Genomic DNA, 18,246 nt, shown 5'->3' with positions numbered 1-18,246 from the left:
CTGGATTAGTAACTGGGGAGAGTGCAGGTACGGCGACTATAACAGCTACCACAGAGGATGGTGGATATATGGCTACATGTGAAGTTACAGTTACTGAAGTTGTAGTAACAACCATTGTCATTCAAGAGAATGAGTCCGGAGTATTAAGCTATGATGGTAGTGTTGATGATAATCATGTGGGGTATACGGGTGATGGTTTTATAAATACTGTTAATGAGAATGGTGTTGGTATTACCTGGGAGGTAAATGTTACAGAAAGTGGAACTTATACGCTTGAATGGCGGTATGCAAATGGGTCTTCAACAAACAGGACAGCACAGGTTAAGGTTGATGGTAATGTAGTAGTATCCAATGTAGACTTTCAACCAACAGGGTCGTGGGATAATTGGGATGAAGTATCTATTGATGTAACATTATCACAGGGGACAAGGCAGATTCGTTTGGAAGCGACCAATTCATCAGGGTTACCCAATATTGATTATATTTCTATTACTCTTAAAGATGGAGGAACACAGGTTGTACATGTGACAGGAGTTAGTGTAGAACCAACGACGGCTTCGATAGGAGTAGGTGAGACTGTACAATTGACGGCAACGGTAGAGCCTTCCAATGCAACAAATAAGAACGTGACATGGAGTTCAAGTAATCCATCGGTAGCAACTGTTAGTTCATCTGGATTAGTAACTGGGGAGAGTGCAGGTACGGCGACTATAACAGCTACCACAGAAGATGGTGGATATATGGCTACATGTGAGATTACAGTTACTGAGGAAGGTCAAGGGGGGCAAATTGCTATTGTTCCAGATGGTTACGGTAGGAATGCTACGGGCGGAGGAGATGTAGAACCTATAACTGTATCCAGTGCATCTGAATTTAAATCAGCTGTTGATAATGATGATCCAGCTGTAATCTATGTTGATGGTAGATTTGATCTTGGTGAGGATGTTTTGATAGGTTCAAATAAGACTATTATTGGTGTTGGCAAATCTTCTGGACTTTACGGTGGTACTATAAAAATCCAAGGTAATAATTATATTATTGCTAACCTGACATTTGGTCCTTCTGACGGAGATGTATTGGAAATTAGTGGTGGAACGAATGTTTTTATTACTCACTGTGCGTTTCATGATAGTAAAGATGAATTATGTTCTGTAGTTCGAGAAGCTGACTATGTGACTATTTCTTGGTCCCACTTCTGGTTTGATAATCCTGATGATCATTCTTATGCTCATTTAATCGGTAATAGTGATAGTCGTACTAGTGATAGAGGCAAACTACATGTGACATTACATCATAATTGGTATGATAATGGAGTAAAAGGAAGACAACCGAGGGTGAGATTTGGACATGTTCATGTATATAATTGTTATTATAGTAGTAACAACACCGATTATTGCATCGGAGCTGGAAAAGAATGTCACATAAGAGTAGAAAATACCTATTTTGATAATGTAGATGATCCATTCGCCGATTATGGTGGTTCGGATGATGGGGAGATTGGTTGGAATAATTGCGTTTTTGATGGGTGCAGTGAGCCAGACTTTATGCCAAATTCATATCCAGTTTTTGATTTACCGTACAATTTTGATTTAGACCCTGTTGCTAATGTACCATCAATCGTAATGAACAATTGCGGTCCTAAAAGTGATTTGTTGCTAAGTAAAAAAATTGCTTATGATAATTCTAAATCTATTAATGTAATTGTAATTCCAGAAACTTATGGTATATCAAATCCATATCCAAATCCATTTAATCCTGTGACTATATTTAGATACCAATTACCATTGACAAGTCATATTGATATAAAGATATATGATTTATTAGGTAAAGAAATATTAACATTGGAAAAAGGAATGAAGCAGGCAGGAATATACGAGGTACAATTTGATGGGACAAATCTGCAGAGTGGAGTATATTTAATGCGGTTCGTAGCAAGATCAGAAGATGGATCAGAGCATTACGTACAGGTTAAAAAGATGTTGTTAGTTAAGTAACTTAGTAAACTAAAACTGAACTTAGGTAAGTTCTGTTAAATACCAGTTTTATGTATATATAGGTAGTAATAGTATAAAATGCAGATGATAGGCCCGATTCCCTGTAAAGAGAGGATCGGGCTTGTTTTTTGTATGAAACTAACAATGATAATTTTTTTATGATTTAGAAACATAGTATATAATTATGGCGTATTGAAATAGTGTTCAGATACCTTATCCCACTTTGCCAATACTAACTATACTCTATACACATCATTTTTATTAACCCCAGAAACGACTTATCATTGGGAAATATCCTAATAATTCTTGTTCTCCTCTTTATCTCTTGGTTTAATTGGGATTAAAGGAAAAGCACATAGCAGGAATTTTGTATATTAGATTGAAAATATTTTTACATGATATTCCAAATCTTGCATTTAAACAATAATATCATATACATGCCCCAAATTAATCGGGTTTTTCTTTTTATATTCATTTTGCAGACACGATTAATTTGATACTATAATCTCTTTCTATTAAATTTTTCTAATCTGTTACATTGTGTTTATCCATAAAAGAGTTTTTATTCTTTAATAAATAGTCATGCTTCAATCGTTTTATTATTCAAGGATTTATTTAATTTGGAACAGTTGTGTTCTTTGCATAATTGTCTATTTAATACTTATATGCAAACCTATTAACTTGTGAGGTATATCTGTGCTTTTTTATGAACTGACCACAGTTACTACCTATTTTGTTTTCTTCCAATTCTCCTATACTTATTATAACCTCATAACCTGCATCAGTTAATTTGTTTTGCATATTTTTTAAATAATTTTCAAAGTCAAGGTGTGCCAGATTATAATGAAGAGCATTATAGGTAGGATTTATCGGTGTGAGTTTAATAAGAAAGATATCGGGGTTGTAGTGTTTCAGTAAGATATCCGAATCGACCGGGGAATTTTCATTTATAGCAAAATTTAAGGTGATTTTTCTTCCACCGGGATCATAAAATCTTTCACCATACATTGCGATTTTATCCAGGTTCCATTTTTTTGCAGGTATTAGCCATTCTCTCAAATCAGGATCTGTTGTATGTATAGAAAATTGTAATTGGAAATTATGTGGGTATTTTTCTTTTTTTACTTTAAGTAGTTTTTCAAAAAAGTAATCATAACCCTCTGGAGCTATTGTAGAAATGCACGGCATTATTCCATCAGCTAAATAATAAGTTTTTAATTTGTCGATTACTTCTAAAACAGCAGGATTGAAAGCTGGTTCTCCAACTCGCGCAAATTGAATCTTAAACTTTTTTGTTTTTATTTTTCTGTCAGGAAATTTTTTAAGAACCATATAGTCTATTTGAGATAGTATTTCATCAATAGTTAATTTCCCTTTATAATAATCACCTGCATCACATATTTTACATTTTATAGGGCAACCACTCAAAGTTGAAACAATGAGTACCCATTTCTGTGAAATGTCTAAGGGTGGCTGTAAAGATTCAACGAATTCCACGTATTTTCCATTAATTGTAGCGGTATAAACAGTAGCAAGATCTTCTCTACCTGTTGTTGAAATTATTCTCATATTTATGTTTGTTTTAACCGATTGTGGATTTCCATTGCACATCTTATTCCCCCTCCTGCTGCTATCGTTATTTGTCTATAAATTCCGTTTTTTGCGTCCCCTATGATATATAATTTCCCGCTCATATTTAAAACATTGTGCTTCTTAATGATTTTTTTATCAATAAAATCAAGCTCGGGCTCTCTTCCAATTGCAAAAAGAATGTGATCAACTACTATTTCTTTTAGATTATTTAAGGTTAGTAACAATCTGTCTCTATATTCTTCTACCTTTACTAGCTCAGTCTCATTTAGTAATTTTATATTATGTTTTTTCTCTGCTTCCTCAATGAGGGCTGGTATCGCTTTTGGTTTGCTTGATCGATTTAAGATTATTACTTTATTTTTGTTGGATAAGCTGAGTGCATAATCAAAGGCTATATCACCTGAACCAATTATTGCTATGCATTTAGCCTTATAGTCTCTAAGGTTATCCAGGCTATAAAAAACTTTTGATTTTAGTTTTTCACTAATTTTTGTATTTGAAGGTTTTGGTTTTGTACCTGATGCGACAATAAGTATATTACACGAATAGTTACCAAATAGGGTTGTTAGGATAAATTGATTGTTTTCGTATATCACTTTCTCAATCTTCGAATTAATAAATTTAATATTAAATTTTTCGAGATGCTTTTGTAATAGATTTGCAAAATGTATCCCATTAATACCATTCGGGAATCCTGGTATATTATTAATAAAGTAGGCTTCTCTCGACAGCCCCCCAATTTTATCTTTTTCAAATATAACTGGATCGTATCCATATTTTTTTAACTGAATTGCGCAAAACATACCGGCTGGACCGGCTCCAATTATACTAATGTGAAAGTTTTCCATATATTTCTTTTGCTGACGTTAATATTGCAAATCCATGTGCAAGATTTAAAAGTGCGGCTTTATGAAATTGTTCATTATAGGTGGCTGTACAATCTACAGGGAATAAAACATTAAATCCTCTGATAAAAGCTGACCTTGCAGTGGTTTCACAACAAAGGTGAGTGAGTACTCCTGTTATGATTACAGTAGTTATATTGTTGTTTTTTAGTAAATCCTCGAGGTTTGTATTGAAAAAGGCGTCATATTGGTCTTTTTCTATTAACACAAAATTTTCGATGCTATCAACTAATCCAGGTGTTAATTGACTGTACTGATTATTAGGTTTTATGGACTTCTCCCACCAACGTGTCATCGGAGATGAATTATCCTTATCAATATGTTTTGTAAAAATAATTTTCATGCTTGTTTGTTCTGCTATATTTATAAGTGATTTTATTCGTCTAATAACTGGAGGTACACTTGGAATGTAGGCATGTGATGAAGTGTCTGTAAAATATTTTTGCATATCGATAACTAATATGCCTGTTCTATAAGGAAGTAATTCAATTTCTCTTTTTTTGAATTTATTTCTTAACAATAAAAATTTTTCTGCCTTCTTTTCTATATTTTTGTTATTAAGATAAATTTCCTTTTTCATTATAACAATTATTACTAGTTATAATTTATACAAAAGTTATCTATGAAATTAAAGTTTATTGCTACTTCTTAAATTTTATTTATGATATTCGGTTATTTTTTAAATATATTTAAGGCTAAAACCTAAATTCATGTCCAAAGGCTATTACAAAGCCTTTTGCGTGGTTGAAAAATCCGGCGTTTTGATAAAAGCCGAAGTCGAAGGAGTATCTATTTCTCTGCAGGCTAAATCCACTACCCCATTGTATTCCATATCCACCGCCTATTGCAAGTCCAAACCTTATTGGGAAGAAACCTAATGAGTTTATCTCTATTCCTGATGAGATCACGGGTGATGAGGAATTAATTAAGTTTTCGCCTATTGGCTGTATAAGGTTAAAATATGTTGTCATGAATTCATTTGGTTTGAACTTACCACCAAGAATTATATAGGGTATTAATTGTGAGTTAAATTTTTCTCCGTCTTCAATTAATGTATCAATGACAACCCCTAGCTGTAATAATGAATCAATATCTTCGTCAAACATTTCATCAGGTTCAATTAGTTTATCATAAATGATCAGTTTTTCATAGGATTTTAAAAGTCCCCAGCTAATGTTAGATATTATATTATTAAAGGAAAGTCCAACTTCAATTTTGTCATTGATCTTACCTGCCATACCTGCTCCGATAGAAAAACCCAGGCCACCAAGTCCAATTTTTACCCTTGTGTCAGCGTTTGCTTGAATTCCTTCTTTTAAAAAGGTAAGAGAACCACTCACATAGTCAGGGCGTGCATGTGCAATTCCCAAAATTAGTCTACCAGATAAGCCAATAGAAAAAGATTCAAATATTTTTTCTATCAGATCATTTTTTAACCTTTTTCCATATCCCATATCAAGACTGATAAATCCGTAAGCATTTGCATCTACATCACTCAGTTCTATTGTATCTCCGATTCTACTACCCATAAATACAAATTCGAATACATTTTTTGGAATTTTTCCCCAACCAGCAACTTCAAGACTAATTGCAAAAGCAAAATTCTTTACTTGCATACCAATTAACTGCCCGTTTGCAAATCCTGCAAGATTTAATCCTGAACCAGGTATAAATGATAACATTTCATTTTTTATTTCATCAGTAAGATACAGGCCGGAGAAAAAATATCTATTAAGCCAGCTTACGTTTATAGAATTATTTACAATATTTATAGAATTTACAGGTACAATCGGGATAATGCCGAAGTTCATTGTTATATTATTTGTATAGTTTGCAAGAAGTGCCGGGTTCCAGTAGATAGCATTGCTTCCAGTTGCAGCCATCATATATGCATTGGCTAATGAAATAGATTTGGCATTGTTGTAAACCTGCCCATTTGAAAAAAGGAAAATTGTAAGAATTAGTGTAATTATTACTATTGCTTTTTTATTCATAATATGCCTCATTCTCTATTATTTGATTAACTCTTCCGGGTTAATTTCACCATATATTCTGCTATATATTGTCAACACAAGGCTGTCCGTTGCAATTAGTCTGGAAGGCAGTGGATTTCCATCTTTATCTTTTATTCCCTGGAATCTGAATATGGGTTTTATATAAGAAGAATCTCTTAAAGATTCCATCTTTTCTTCATCAACAAATGTGGAATCAAAATATGTTGTATCAGGGAATAGATAAATTGAAGCTAAAGTTTCTGGTTTCATAATATCACTATTAAAATATGATGTATCTTCAGCTACTAAGACATCAACAATTGCCCCAAGTGACATCTGATTTTCATATTCATAGAATAATTTTACAGCCTGTATCTCATCTGGTATTTCATCTTCTATTCTGCTTGGTTCTACCCCTTCGTATACAGAACCGTCCTTTATTATTAATGAGAATGGCAATTCTATTACAAGCTTTCCTACTATGTATTGATCTTCAGATACTGAGCCATTTCCGCCGACTTCTGATTTACCGAAAGCTATTATTTTGGTCGGGAAGATATTGAACAAATCCTCAGCTTGTGGGATATTTACGACATTATTTTCGGTTATATCTTGCCTTACATGTTTTGTGACTTTCTCGCCATTATCATTTTCTGCTACGATAGTGAGGTCCAGAATTACAGGGACACCGATATTTGTATTGAAGACCAGCTTAAGTGTCGCTTCTTCAAATTCCAGTCCATCCAGCCCCTCTGGCAGTGCTCCTATTTCCTGAGCAATTGTGTCAATCTCTACTCTTACAGTATCAAGATAGCCTGTTACTCTTTCAAATTTTATATCCCCCAAATCTACATCGATATCGATATCCTCTCCGAATTCCAGTGTCATAAGTTCTGTACTTGGTAAGGTTACGGAAGAGTTATAGGTGATTACCTGGTTATCCATATCCATATCGATGATATACCCATTTAAAGGATACTCGAGAACAAGGGGATCAGGGCTTGCAGGAAGATCAAAGTTAATATTAAATTCTCTGCCATCTTTAACTATTTCATTTATTAAAAAGTTAACATTGGCAATTACACCCATATTGTTTTTTACATTTAAGCGAAGTGTTCCGCTTTTAATCAATGCCTTATCTACCTTTGTTTCTTCTTCAAGAATTATATTATCAGAGTCTTCTATTGGTTCTTTATTAAAATATCCGGTTACTTTTTGAAAAGTCAATTCGGGCACGATGATATCGGTTATTATTGAATCAATAAGATTATATGAAGATATTACATTGCTTTGGGTAGTTATATTAGTGGTATAAGTTATAAACTGTTTATCCCTTTGCATTCTTATTTCTTTTCCTGAAAGGTTTATTACATATTTCTCCTTTCCTGACGAAATGTCAAATTCTCTAGTCAAAGACTGGTCTGATCCTTCAGATTCGTATATTTGGGGTATATTGATCACAAGGTGTGGTTGGTTATTGTTATCAAGGTTTATTCCATTGTCAATTCGTAAAACAATAGATCCACTTTTGACAGTCGCCTTTACAATTTCTGCTTCACTACTTGAAACATCAACTTTACCTTCATCGCTTATTTCCTGTGCTTTCGTAATTCCCGTGAATTCTGAAAAGGAAATATCTTCACCTTCATTGCTTCCATAGATATCAAAGTTGACTTTTACTTTATCATGCATATTTACTGTACAGAATTCTTCCCCGGTGTCAACTGTTCTAACGGTATATTCGTACTCTAACTGTTGGTTGTTTATATCATTTATAACAATTTCGTAATTGTCAATAGGATAAACCTCTTGGGTAGTATTTTTACCAGTCGCATTTACAACAAATGACCATCCCTCACCATTAGGTGTTCGTATGGAAGGTACACGTACTTCTATATTAGCCTCGAGAGATAGATCGTTCAATACTGTTATCTTAAATTTTCCTTTGTAAACTTTTGCTGATTGTACTTTATTATCAGGATCATCTATTAGAATATTCCCGTTATCTTCTACAATTTGTTCTGGCACTTTTGCTTCAGCGCTAGAAACCACAAGGTTCTCTGCAGATATAACAACATAGAATCTTGAGTCAAGATCGTCTTCTGATATATCAATTGATTGATTTTTCGTTCCTGCAGAGTGACCTGATACTTTTACAAGTATATTACCCGGTAGGGTTTTACCTGATAAGTCGATTACCTGCGATGATGAGTTACCAGGGTCTATTTCCTCGTCCCATTGGACATTTTCTATAATTACAGTATCTTCACCTTCTACTTTTTCTATCGAGACATTTATAGGACTTCCGAGGGTTACGATCATTTTATTTACAATTTCAATTTTTAAATTACCAGAAATAAAATTTGCTGACTTAAAATTATCAAAGGTAAAGGTTTTATATTGAGGCTTTAAATCTGCACTTTTGATACTATCTACCGTCGTTGAGCCACCTCCATCTTTGATTAAATTTTCTAGTTCTGAGACAATATCATCAGGCATAACTTCCCTGAATGTAAATGGGGCTGTGGAGTCAGGTGCTACATCATCAAGTGTTATTTCTCCTATTTCTGTCGAGTCCGCCGATGTTACTGGATTTATACCTGTGTCTTCAAATTTTGATACGATTCTGCTTGTGGAAGAATCTGTAGAGACTTCCTCTACAGATTGAGAATACTCGTGATGAATGTCATTAATTTCCAGCTGATTCCCGACTTGCGAAGAATCAATATCAATAGTGTCTTTGAATGCAATTAGATAATTTCCCTTATCATCAAGTGGTACTTTAACTATTAGTGAGTCATTAAATAACGAATCCGCAGTTATCACTTCATTAAAAAGAGGTAATTCAACTCCCACTGTCCATTTTGGAAGGTCCGATTTACTTGGTATTTTTGGAGCACAACCAAAATAGATAATTACAAATGATATTGTCAGAATTAACAAAAACGCTTCTAATTTCCCTTTTTTCAAATTCATAATTCTTCCTTTTTACTACCGTTTTAATTTAGGTTATATAAATTTGTCTTAATGTGATGTAAGTCTCAGTTTTTTTTAAGCTTCAAATAGGAGATAATTGTTTCTATAAGAAGCCATATGGTTAAAAATAAGATTAAAATTGATAAAATTATTAACGAATAGATTTTATTTTCTACCCCTATGAAATTTATCAGCTGGGCTATTATAGCCCAGATTGTCATTGTTAGAATAAAAAGCATTGGTATAAAAACATATACGGGGTTTGATTTATTTTTTATGACGAACATTGTTATGACCAGTAGACCAAGCGCAGCCAGTAATTGGTTTGTTGAGCCGAATAATTTCCACAGGATCAGGCCGATAGGCTGATTTCCAGCTTTCATTAAAGCAAAGTATCCAATAGCAGCTATAGCTATCAGAGTGGAGATAAATCTATTTTGTAAATATTTAAATTTTACTGTCCTTGATAACTCTTCAACATTATATCTTAAAAGCCTGGTTGCTGAGTCAAGTGTAGTAAGTGCGAATGATACAACCATAATTGATAATAATAGCTGTCCTATGCTTGTTGGAATACCAAGCTTGCTTAAAAACGATGATGCACCAGTTATAAAAGCTTCCAGCTTTGGCTGTAGTCCACCAGCTTTTGCCCAGCTTTCGTAATGTGAAAACCATTTAGCTTTAGTAATACCGGCAGAGACTGCTATCAAGACTAGGGTAGCAAGTAATCCCTCTGTAAGCATCCCTCCATACCCTATTAATTTGGCATCTTTCGTTCTATCCAGCTGTCTCACAGTCGTGCCGGATGATGCCAGGTTATGGAATCCACTTATTGCACCACAGGCAATGGTAATAAAAAGAAACGGGAATAGTGGTGGTAAATCTGGAGCTCTATTGTTAATAGCTGGTGCAACTATTTCCGGTCTTATTATTAAAATTCCTAAAAACATGCTTATCAATCCAAAAAATAACAGGTATGCATTTAGATAGTCTCGGGGTTGTAAAAGTAACCACACAGGGAGAACAGAGGCAAAGTAGGCATAAAATAATAGTATACATATCCATGCAGTTTGGCTAACATTTACAATTGGATATTTTACACCCAGAATTATGCTTAACGAAATTAAAATAAGTCCAATTAATGCGCCAGTAATAAGATTTAAATTATATTTTCTGAATAGTATGCCAATTATTATAGCTATAAATATCAAGCTCAAAGTTGGAATAACTGCTTCTTTATACATATTGAAAAGGATAGCAATAATTAGGACAAAAACTCCCATTGCGAGTGAGAGCATAAAAAAGACAAGAACCTGAAAAATTATTTTCACCCTTTTGCCGATAAATTTTTCAGCAAGCTCTCCAATATAGAGCCCTTTGTTCTTTAATGATACAATTAAGATACTAAAATCATGAACTGCACCAAGAAATATGGATCCAAACACTATCCAGAGAAATGCTGGAAGCCATCCCCAGATAACACCTATTGCGGGACCAAGTATAGGTCCCAATCCTGCTATTGTGGCAAAGTGGTGGCCAAAAAGAATGCTTTTTCTAGTGGGGACGTAATCCAGTCCATCATTTATTTGATGAGCTGGGGTAATAAGATTGGTTTCAAGTTTAAAAATTTTATCCTGTAGAAATGTTGCATAAAATTTATAGGATAGAAAAAAACCGCATAATGCAAGAAGAAGTAAAATAATTGCGTTCATGATTTGTACCCTTTATTCTTCTCCATTATTTATATATCGATTTTATCATTTCTGCTAAATTTTCCGAAGATAATCCTAAATCTTTTAAAAGCTTCTTTCTGGGTCCCTGACCTACGAATTTATCAGGGATACCAAGATTTATTATTTTGTTATTGAATCCTTTGTCCTTAGCATATTTAATAATATGAACACCAAACCCGCCCTTTAATGCATTTTCTTCAACAGTTATTATGTGTGAATGAGTTGACAGAATCTCATCCAGTAGTGCTTCGTCAAAAGGTTTTATAAATCTAACATATACAACAGTTGGCTCTATACCATCTATTGCAAGAGATTTATAGGCTTTTTCTGCAATATGAGTCATTATACCCACAGCAAGAATAGCTATATCTTTTCCCTTTTTAATTAGATCCCATTTGCCAATTTCAATTATTTCCGGGTCCTTATAATGATCAAACTTGTAAGCCTTATCTCTTGGATACCTTATAGCGAAAGGTTTTGTGTTTTGATTTAGTGCAGTGTACAAGAGATTACGAAGTTCATTTCCATCCTCCGGAGCAGCAATAATCATGTTAGGGATGATATTCAGATAGCTTATATCGAAGGATCCATGATGTGTGGGACCATCTTCACCTACAATACCTGCTCTATCCATTGCGAATATAACGGGTAGCTTTTGCAATGCAACGTCGTGGATTATTTGATCAAAAGACCTCTGCAAAAATGTTGAATATATAGCAACAATAGGACGTAAACCATTGATAGCAAGACCTGCTGAAAATGTGACTGCGTGTTCCTCGGCAATACCTACATCAAAAAACCTATCTGGAAATTTTTTAGAGAATTCGATAAGCCCTGTTCCTTCACACATTGCCGCTGTTATAAAAACCGTATCGGGAAATTTTTCACCTATTTCACAGGCAATTTCACCGAAGGCTCTACTGAAGGATACAGCACTATTTATTTTTACTTCCTCAGGACTTTTTACTTCTATGGGACCTATGCCGTGATATTTAGTCGGGTCGTTTTCAGCATCAGTTAATCCTTTCCCCTTTTTTGTTATTACGTGTAATAAGGCAGGGTATGGAAGATTTTTGATTTTATTTAGGGATGTTGTGAGTTGTTCGATATCATGACCATCGATGGGTCCGTAATATTTTAAGCCGAGTTCTTCAAACAACAATCCTGGCACAAGGAAATTTTTTATTGATTCATCGATTTTTCGACCAAGCAATCTTAGAATATTGGATCCCTTAGGTAATTTCCCGAGGGCATTCCAGACTTCATTCCTGAATTTTATGTAGGATGGATTTGTTCGTACCTTTGTTAGATAGTAGGACATTAAACCTACATTTTTTGAAATAGACATTTCATTATCATTCAGAACTATTAAGAATTGGCCTTTTACACGGTAGATGTTGTTTATCCCCTCGTATGCCAGACCACCTGTAAGTGAGCCGTCACCAATTATTGCAACAACTTTATAATTTTCTTTTTTTAGATTCCTTGCTATTGCGAAGCCAACTGCAGTTGAGATGGAGGTACTTGCATGACCTGCGCCAAAATTGTCGTATTCACTTTCTTCAGGTTTGAGGAATCCTGAGATTCCATTATATTGTCTTAAAGTGTCGAATTTTTCCTTGCGTCCAGTTATAATTTTGTGAGCGTATGCTTGATGTCCCACATCCCAAATCAGCTTATCGCGTGGGGTGTCAAAGACATAGTGAAGTGCCAGCACAAGTTCAACTGCTCCGAGACTTGGTGCTAGATGACCACCAGTTTTTTTAACTGTTTTGACTATAAAATCTCTAATTTCTGCACTTAATTTAGTTAATTCCTCAAGTGACAATTCTTTTATATCTACAGGGTAATTAACCTTTGATAATAGAGGATATTCCTCGTTGGATATTTGCATTTTAATCCTTTTCTTTTAGACATATATTTTCAATAAAATATTTATGAATTCTCAAATCATCGGTTAATTCTGGATGGAAAGTTGTTGCTATGTATTTATCGAATTTTATAAAAACAGGAACATCATTGTGAATCCCAAGTATTTCAACACCATTTTTTATCTTTTCAATTTTTGGAGCTCTGATAAAAATTCCTTTAAACGGTTTGTTATCGAAAAGTAGCCTGACCTCATCTACAAATGAATCTACCTGCCTACCGTAAGCATTTCTGATGATTGATGCGGGAATTTTCTTTAATGCTTTCACACGATCATCGTGTGGATTTTCTGACAGTAAAATAGATCCAGCACATGTACCAAAAATTGGTTTGTCAAATTTCTTTAATAGAGCATAATAACCCATCTCATCCCAGATTTTTGTCATCGTTGTAGATTCGCCGCCTGGTATAATGAGAGCATCAACCTTTTCTAATTCTGAGGGGTACTTTATTATTAAGGCTTTATGATTTAGTCTTTCTATTGCCTGTTTGTGTTTTTTAAAAGCCCCCTGAAATCCTAATATCCCTACGGTTAATTCTTTCTGTGTCATACAATTTTAATTGTAAAACCTGCTTTTACCATCCCCGGACTGCTAGTCTTTCTTCCTCAGGAATTTCTGATAACTCGATTCCTTTCATCGGCTCACCAAGTTCAGCAGATACCTCAGCAAGCTTTTGTGGATCGTTGTAGTATGTCACCGCTAGTACGATTGCTCTAGCCCTTTTCTCAGGGTCTTCAGATTTAAATATACCGGAGCCGACAAATACTGACTCGGCCCCTAACTGCATCATCAGAGCTGCATCAGCCGGAGTAGCAATGCCACCAGCAGCAAAATTTGGTACCGGAAGCTTGCCTGTTTTTGCCACTTCTCTTACCAATTCAAATGGAGCACCGAGCTTTTTTGCTTCAGCCATCAATTCATCATTGCGGAGAGTGGTAAGGCGTTTTATTTCTGATTGAACTCTCCTCATATGCCGTACAGCTTCAACGATATTACCAGTACCAGCCTCACCTTTTGTTCTTATCATAGCAGCGCCTTCGCCTATACGTCTGAGAGCTTCACCGAGGTCGCGGCACCCGCAAACAAAAGGTACTTTGAAATCGTGTTTCCAGATGTGGTTTTCTTCATCGGCTGGAGTGAGTACTTCACTCTCATCTATGAAATCAACACCAAGTGCTTCTAATATCTGCGCTTCGGCAAAATGTCCTATTCTGCATTTTGCCATTACAGGTATAGAGACGGCATCCTGAATTGCCTTTATTACTTTTACATTTGACATTCTTGCTACACCACCGTGGGCTCTGATATCAGCGGGTATCCTTTCTAAAGCCATTACGGCTACCGCTCCCGCTTTTTCAGCGATTCTTGCTTGTTCAGGTGTAGTGACATCCATTATCACTCCACCTTTTAACATCTCAGCTAGTCCAACTTTTACTTCCCATGCTCCCTTTTCCATGATTCACACCCTCAAAATTTTTCATAATTTAATCAAAAATTTTCAATTTTACTTACTATCTCCTTAATTATAAAATCCGGGGTAGATGCTCCCGATGAAATGCCAATGCTTTCGGCGTTTTCAATAAGCTCCAGCTTGATATCGTCTTTATTTGTTACAAAGTAGGTTCTATCGTTAATTTTTTTTGATATTTCATAGAGCCTTTTTGTATTTGCACTCGATTTTGAACCAACTATTAATACAACGTCATTTTCTTTTGCTAGTTCCATAACCTGTGCCTGTCTATTTCTTGTTGGTTGACATATTGTATTTATGACTCTCAGGTCTTCAACGATTTTTGTTAGCTCCTTTATAATATCGGATACAAAAGATATTGATTGAGTTGACTGGATTACAACACCCGCCTTGATAATCTTTGGTAATTTGCTAACATCATCAATTGAATTTATTATTATGGCATTTTCAGAAATACTTTTTATTGCCTCTACCTCTTCATGTCCCTTATCACCGATTATTATTAGTTTTCGACCTTCTTTTAATATTTCTTCCGCCTTTTTGTGAATATTTTTAACAAGGGGACAGGTTGCATCAATTGTTTTAAATCCCCTTCTATTTATTTCCTCGAGGACAGTAACTTGAGTTCCGTGGGATCTCAGCAGTATTGGATACTTATTATCAAAAATTTGAGAGAGACTATCGACAGTAACAATGCCAAGTGATTCGAGTTCTCTTATAACATGCTCATTATGAACTATATCACCAAGCATATATATTTTACCATATTTTTCAACTGAATCCTTGGCAATCTTTATGGCTCTTGCGACACCACTGCAAAAACCTGATTCTTTAGCAACATTTATTTTCATTAAATTATTCCACTTTTGAGGTGATTATACTTTTTTGCCCCTGGTATTTACCCCTTCTATCAGCGTAAGATATAGCACAGATTTTATCGGCTTCCATAAATATTACCTGTATTATGCCTTCAAAGGAGTGAATTCGAACAGGATTTGGTGAGGTGTTGGAAATTGAAATTGTTATATAGCCTTCCCATTCGGGTTCAAGTGGTGTCACATTTATTATAATGCCTGTTCGGGCATAGGTGGATTTTCCAAAGCAGAGTGCAAGTATTTTTCTCGGTATTCTAAAATATTCTAAACTTTTTCCAAGAATGAAGCTATTTGGCTGAATAATGCAATAATTACCTTTATATTCTTCAAATTGTAATGATATTTTGTCCTTGGGATCGATAATTTTATTTGAATTTGTCTTCGGTATTCGATATTCATCAGCAAGTCTTACATCGTAGCCATAGCTTGATACCCCGTATGAAATGACATTTTTTGAGATCAGACTCTCTTCAAATGGTTCTATCATTTTATATACTCTCGACATTTCTATTATCCATTGGTCGGATTTAATAGGCATTGTTTTCTCCATATCTTTTAAATAGTTTAATTAATTCATTGAGAACCAGCTCTATTGCTTCTTTCATTGACATTTGCAGAGTCATTCCAGCAGCATATGGGTGACCGCCTCCATTGTAAGTATGAGCAATTTCATTGACTACTATTTTACCCTTTGATCTGAAATTCACCTTTATTTTATTTTCTTCCAGTTCCAGAAACATCACAGAAACTTCTACATTTTTTATTGACCTTACAAAATCAGTGAATCCATCAACATCCTCTAATTTTGCTCCCTGTTTTGCAATTTCGACTCTGGTGAGTGAGAACCATGCAATCTTTCCATCAAGCTCGTAATGTAAAGTCTGAAGGACATATCCAAGTAATTTTGCCTGAATCGGTCGAAGATTTTCGTATATAAGTCTATACATTTTACCAGGTTTAACCCCATACTTCATCATTTCAATTGCTACTTCCATCGCTTCAATGGTAGTGTTTTCAAATCTGAAAGAACCAGTATCTGTTAGAAGTCCCACATAAATCGCTTCTGCTATTGCGTAATCCATCAAGTCTGGATTTGCTTTCTTTATAAAATCATAAATCATAAAAGTGACCGATGGTGCATCGGTATCAACTACCTCAATTTTAAAATGTCCATGTTTATTAGGATGATGGTCAATACATACGGTTGGTATAGGATAATTTTGAATGTGATTACCAATACATCCAAGTCTTTCCGGGGTACCAATATCAAAAACCATTATTAAATCAACATTTCGGAATATACTATCTTTTAATGATTCTTCATATATGTTAAAAATTTCGTTTCTATTCAGAAAATCATACTCAGGGGGTAATGGAGAAGAATTATAGATTACCGGAGATTTGCCAAGTTTCTTTAAAAAATAGTACATTGCTGCTTCGCATCCCAGTCCATCACCATCAGGATTAATATGAGTAGTAAGTAAAATATTACTACTATTGCTTATTATATCTATAACTTTATCCCAATTATATTTCGAGGTAGTATTCCCCATTTTCAACCATTAATCAAACGGCTAATTTAAGGTATAAATGGGATTTATGACAAAAATTTTTCCAAGTTTGTGTAGTTGTTTTTTAGATATTGATTTTAGACCAATAGTTAACTGGAGTGTATAATTTGAGATGCGATGGCAGATTAGCTTGTTAGGTACAAAATTAATTTTTTAAGTGGCTATATTAATCGGCGAATTTGGGAGATATTACAGGTGAAGGAATCAGTTGGTTTATAACTATTAAAAAAATAAAAATAAAAATGGTAAGAATTTTTGTGCTGGCAGATTTTTTAATGATAAATACTTCATTTTACAAGTGAAATCATTTTTTCAATTGGATTTCTTGCTTTTTCGATAGTTTCCTTATTAAGGATAACCTCGTACTTCATTTCTTCGAGTGACCAGTAGACTTTTTCTAATGTTATTTTTTTCATATTTGGGCAGATGGCAAGATTTGAAGCCGGATAAAATTTTTTATCAGGATTTTCTTTTTGCAGCCGGTGAATTATTCCAATCTCTGTACCAATTATAAACTCTTTAGCATTTGAATTTTTTGCATATTTTACCATGCCATCAGTAGAAAGTACAGCATCAGCAAGCTTTATGACTTCTGAGATGCATTCTGGATGTACAAGTATTTTTGCTTCTGGATGCTTTTCTTTTTCTCTTTTTATATCTTCTTCCATTATTTTTACATGGCTTGGGCAATAGCCATCGTATAGAATGAATTCTTTGCCAAGTTTATTTGCAATATAGCTACCAAGATATTTGTCAGGAATAAAAATTAACTTTTCAATATCTTTTGTAAAATTTTTAACAACTAGTTCAGCGTTGGATGAAGTACAACAGATATCACATTCAGTTTTAACCTCAGCAGTAGTATTGACGTAAGCTACAACTTTCGCATCAGGGTTAGTTTTTTTTAGCTCTACAAGTTTTTCTTTTGTAATCATATCTGCCATCGGGCAACCTGCTGTTTTGTCGGGTATAAGGACAATCTTATCAGGGGATAAGATTTTTGCCGTCTCAGCCATAAAGTACACACCACAGAATATAATTACATCAGCCTCAGTTTTGCTCGCCTGTATACTTAACCCCAGTGAGTCTCCTATATAATCCGCTATATCCTGTACCTCTGGAAGCTGATAGTTGTGAACAAGAATTACCGCATTTCTTTCTTTTTTCAGTTTTTTGATTTTTTCAATAATAGGTTTGTTCATT

Annotated in this window: 15 protein-coding genes; 1 reads left to right on the top strand and 14 read right to left on the bottom strand. The window is 34.5% G+C overall.

Features of this window, described 5'->3' with window-relative positions:
- The coding region (locus H0Z29_10970; GenBank protein MBO8132014.1) for an Ig-like domain-containing protein at positions 1–1,994 on the top strand (1,994 nt) is incomplete at its 5' end.
- 232 nt (positions 1,995–2,226) lie between these two features.
- Here H0Z29_10970 and H0Z29_10965 read toward each other — a convergent pair.
- From H0Z29_10965 to nadA, 14 genes are all read right to left on the bottom strand, one after another.
- Positions 2,227–2,316 (bottom strand): hypothetical protein, encoded by a 90-nt coding sequence (locus tag H0Z29_10965; protein MBO8132013.1) that lies wholly within the window; start codon positions 2,314–2,316, stop codon positions 2,227–2,229.
- A 332-nt stretch (positions 2,317–2,648) separates the two neighbouring features.
- Positions 2,649–3,563 (bottom strand): radical SAM protein, encoded by a 915-nt coding sequence (locus H0Z29_10960; GenBank protein ID MBO8132012.1) that lies wholly within the window; start codon positions 3,561–3,563, stop codon positions 2,649–2,651.
- A 2-nt stretch (positions 3,564–3,565) separates the two neighbouring features.
- A complete protein-coding gene (locus H0Z29_10955) occupies positions 3,566–4,435 on the bottom strand; it encodes an NAD(P)/FAD-dependent oxidoreductase (GenBank protein MBO8132011.1) in 870 nt (289 codons plus the stop codon).
- On the bottom strand, positions 4,416–5,072 hold the full coding sequence (locus H0Z29_10950) for a cysteine hydrolase (protein MBO8132010.1): 657 nt from the start codon (positions 5,070–5,072) through the stop codon (positions 4,416–4,418). The genes H0Z29_10955 and H0Z29_10950 overlap by 20 nt, the downstream gene beginning before the upstream one ends.
- 115 nt (positions 5,073–5,187) lie before the next feature.
- Positions 5,188–6,486 carry a hypothetical protein gene (locus tag H0Z29_10945; protein MBO8132009.1) on the bottom strand — a complete coding sequence of 433 codons (1,299 nt, stop codon included), beginning with the start codon at positions 6,484–6,486 and terminating at the stop codon, positions 5,188–5,190.
- Positions 6,487–6,504: 18 nt separating this feature from the next.
- Positions 6,505–9,462, bottom strand: coding sequence for a hypothetical protein (locus H0Z29_10940; protein ID MBO8132008.1), 2,958 nt, complete (start codon positions 9,460–9,462; stop codon positions 6,505–6,507).
- 65 nt (positions 9,463–9,527) lie between these two features.
- Positions 9,528–11,174 (bottom strand): carbon starvation protein A, encoded by a 1,647-nt coding sequence (locus H0Z29_10935; protein MBO8132007.1) that lies wholly within the window; start codon positions 11,172–11,174, stop codon positions 9,528–9,530.
- A gap of 25 nt (positions 11,175–11,199) precedes the next feature.
- Entirely contained in the window at positions 11,200–13,089 is a 1,890-nt protein-coding gene (locus H0Z29_10930) for a 1-deoxy-D-xylulose-5-phosphate synthase (protein MBO8132006.1), read from the bottom strand.
- Position 13,090: 1 nt separating this feature from the next.
- The gene (pdxT, locus tag H0Z29_10925) at positions 13,091–13,675 is read right to left on the bottom strand and encodes a pyridoxal 5'-phosphate synthase glutaminase subunit PdxT (GenBank protein MBO8132005.1); all 585 of its coding nucleotides are present in this window, start codon (positions 13,673–13,675) and stop codon (positions 13,091–13,093) included.
- 25 nt (positions 13,676–13,700) lie between these two features.
- Positions 13,701–14,582: a pyridoxal 5'-phosphate synthase lyase subunit PdxS gene (pdxS, locus tag H0Z29_10920; GenBank protein ID MBO8132004.1), complete on the bottom strand. Its 882-nt coding sequence runs from the start codon at positions 14,580–14,582 to the stop codon at positions 13,701–13,703.
- A 32-nt stretch (positions 14,583–14,614) separates the two neighbouring features.
- The gene (ispH, locus tag H0Z29_10915; protein ID MBO8132003.1) at positions 14,615–15,448 is read right to left on the bottom strand and encodes a 4-hydroxy-3-methylbut-2-enyl diphosphate reductase; all 834 of its coding nucleotides are present in this window, start codon (positions 15,446–15,448) and stop codon (positions 14,615–14,617) included.
- Between the two features lie 4 nt (positions 15,449–15,452).
- The gene (locus tag H0Z29_10910; GenBank protein ID MBO8132002.1) at positions 15,453–16,010 is read right to left on the bottom strand and encodes a dCTP deaminase; all 558 of its coding nucleotides are present in this window, start codon (positions 16,008–16,010) and stop codon (positions 15,453–15,455) included.
- Entirely contained in the window at positions 16,000–17,025 is a 1,026-nt protein-coding gene (locus H0Z29_10905) for a bifunctional oligoribonuclease/PAP phosphatase NrnA (protein MBO8132001.1), read from the bottom strand. Before H0Z29_10905 ends, H0Z29_10910 begins: the two co-directional genes overlap by 11 nt.
- A 305-nt stretch (positions 17,026–17,330) precedes the next feature.
- Positions 17,331–18,245, bottom strand: coding sequence for a quinolinate synthase NadA (gene nadA, locus H0Z29_10900; protein MBO8132000.1), 915 nt, complete (start codon positions 18,243–18,245; stop codon positions 17,331–17,333).
- Position 18,246: the final 1 nt, after the last annotated feature.

The organism is Candidatus Neomarinimicrobiota bacterium (genome assembly GCA_017656425.1).
Classification (GTDB): Bacteria; Fidelibacterota; UBA2242; order UBA2242; family B5-G15; genus JACDNV01.
Note: the sequence above shows the minus strand (reverse complement) of the source record. Positions and strands in the feature narration are given on the sequence as shown.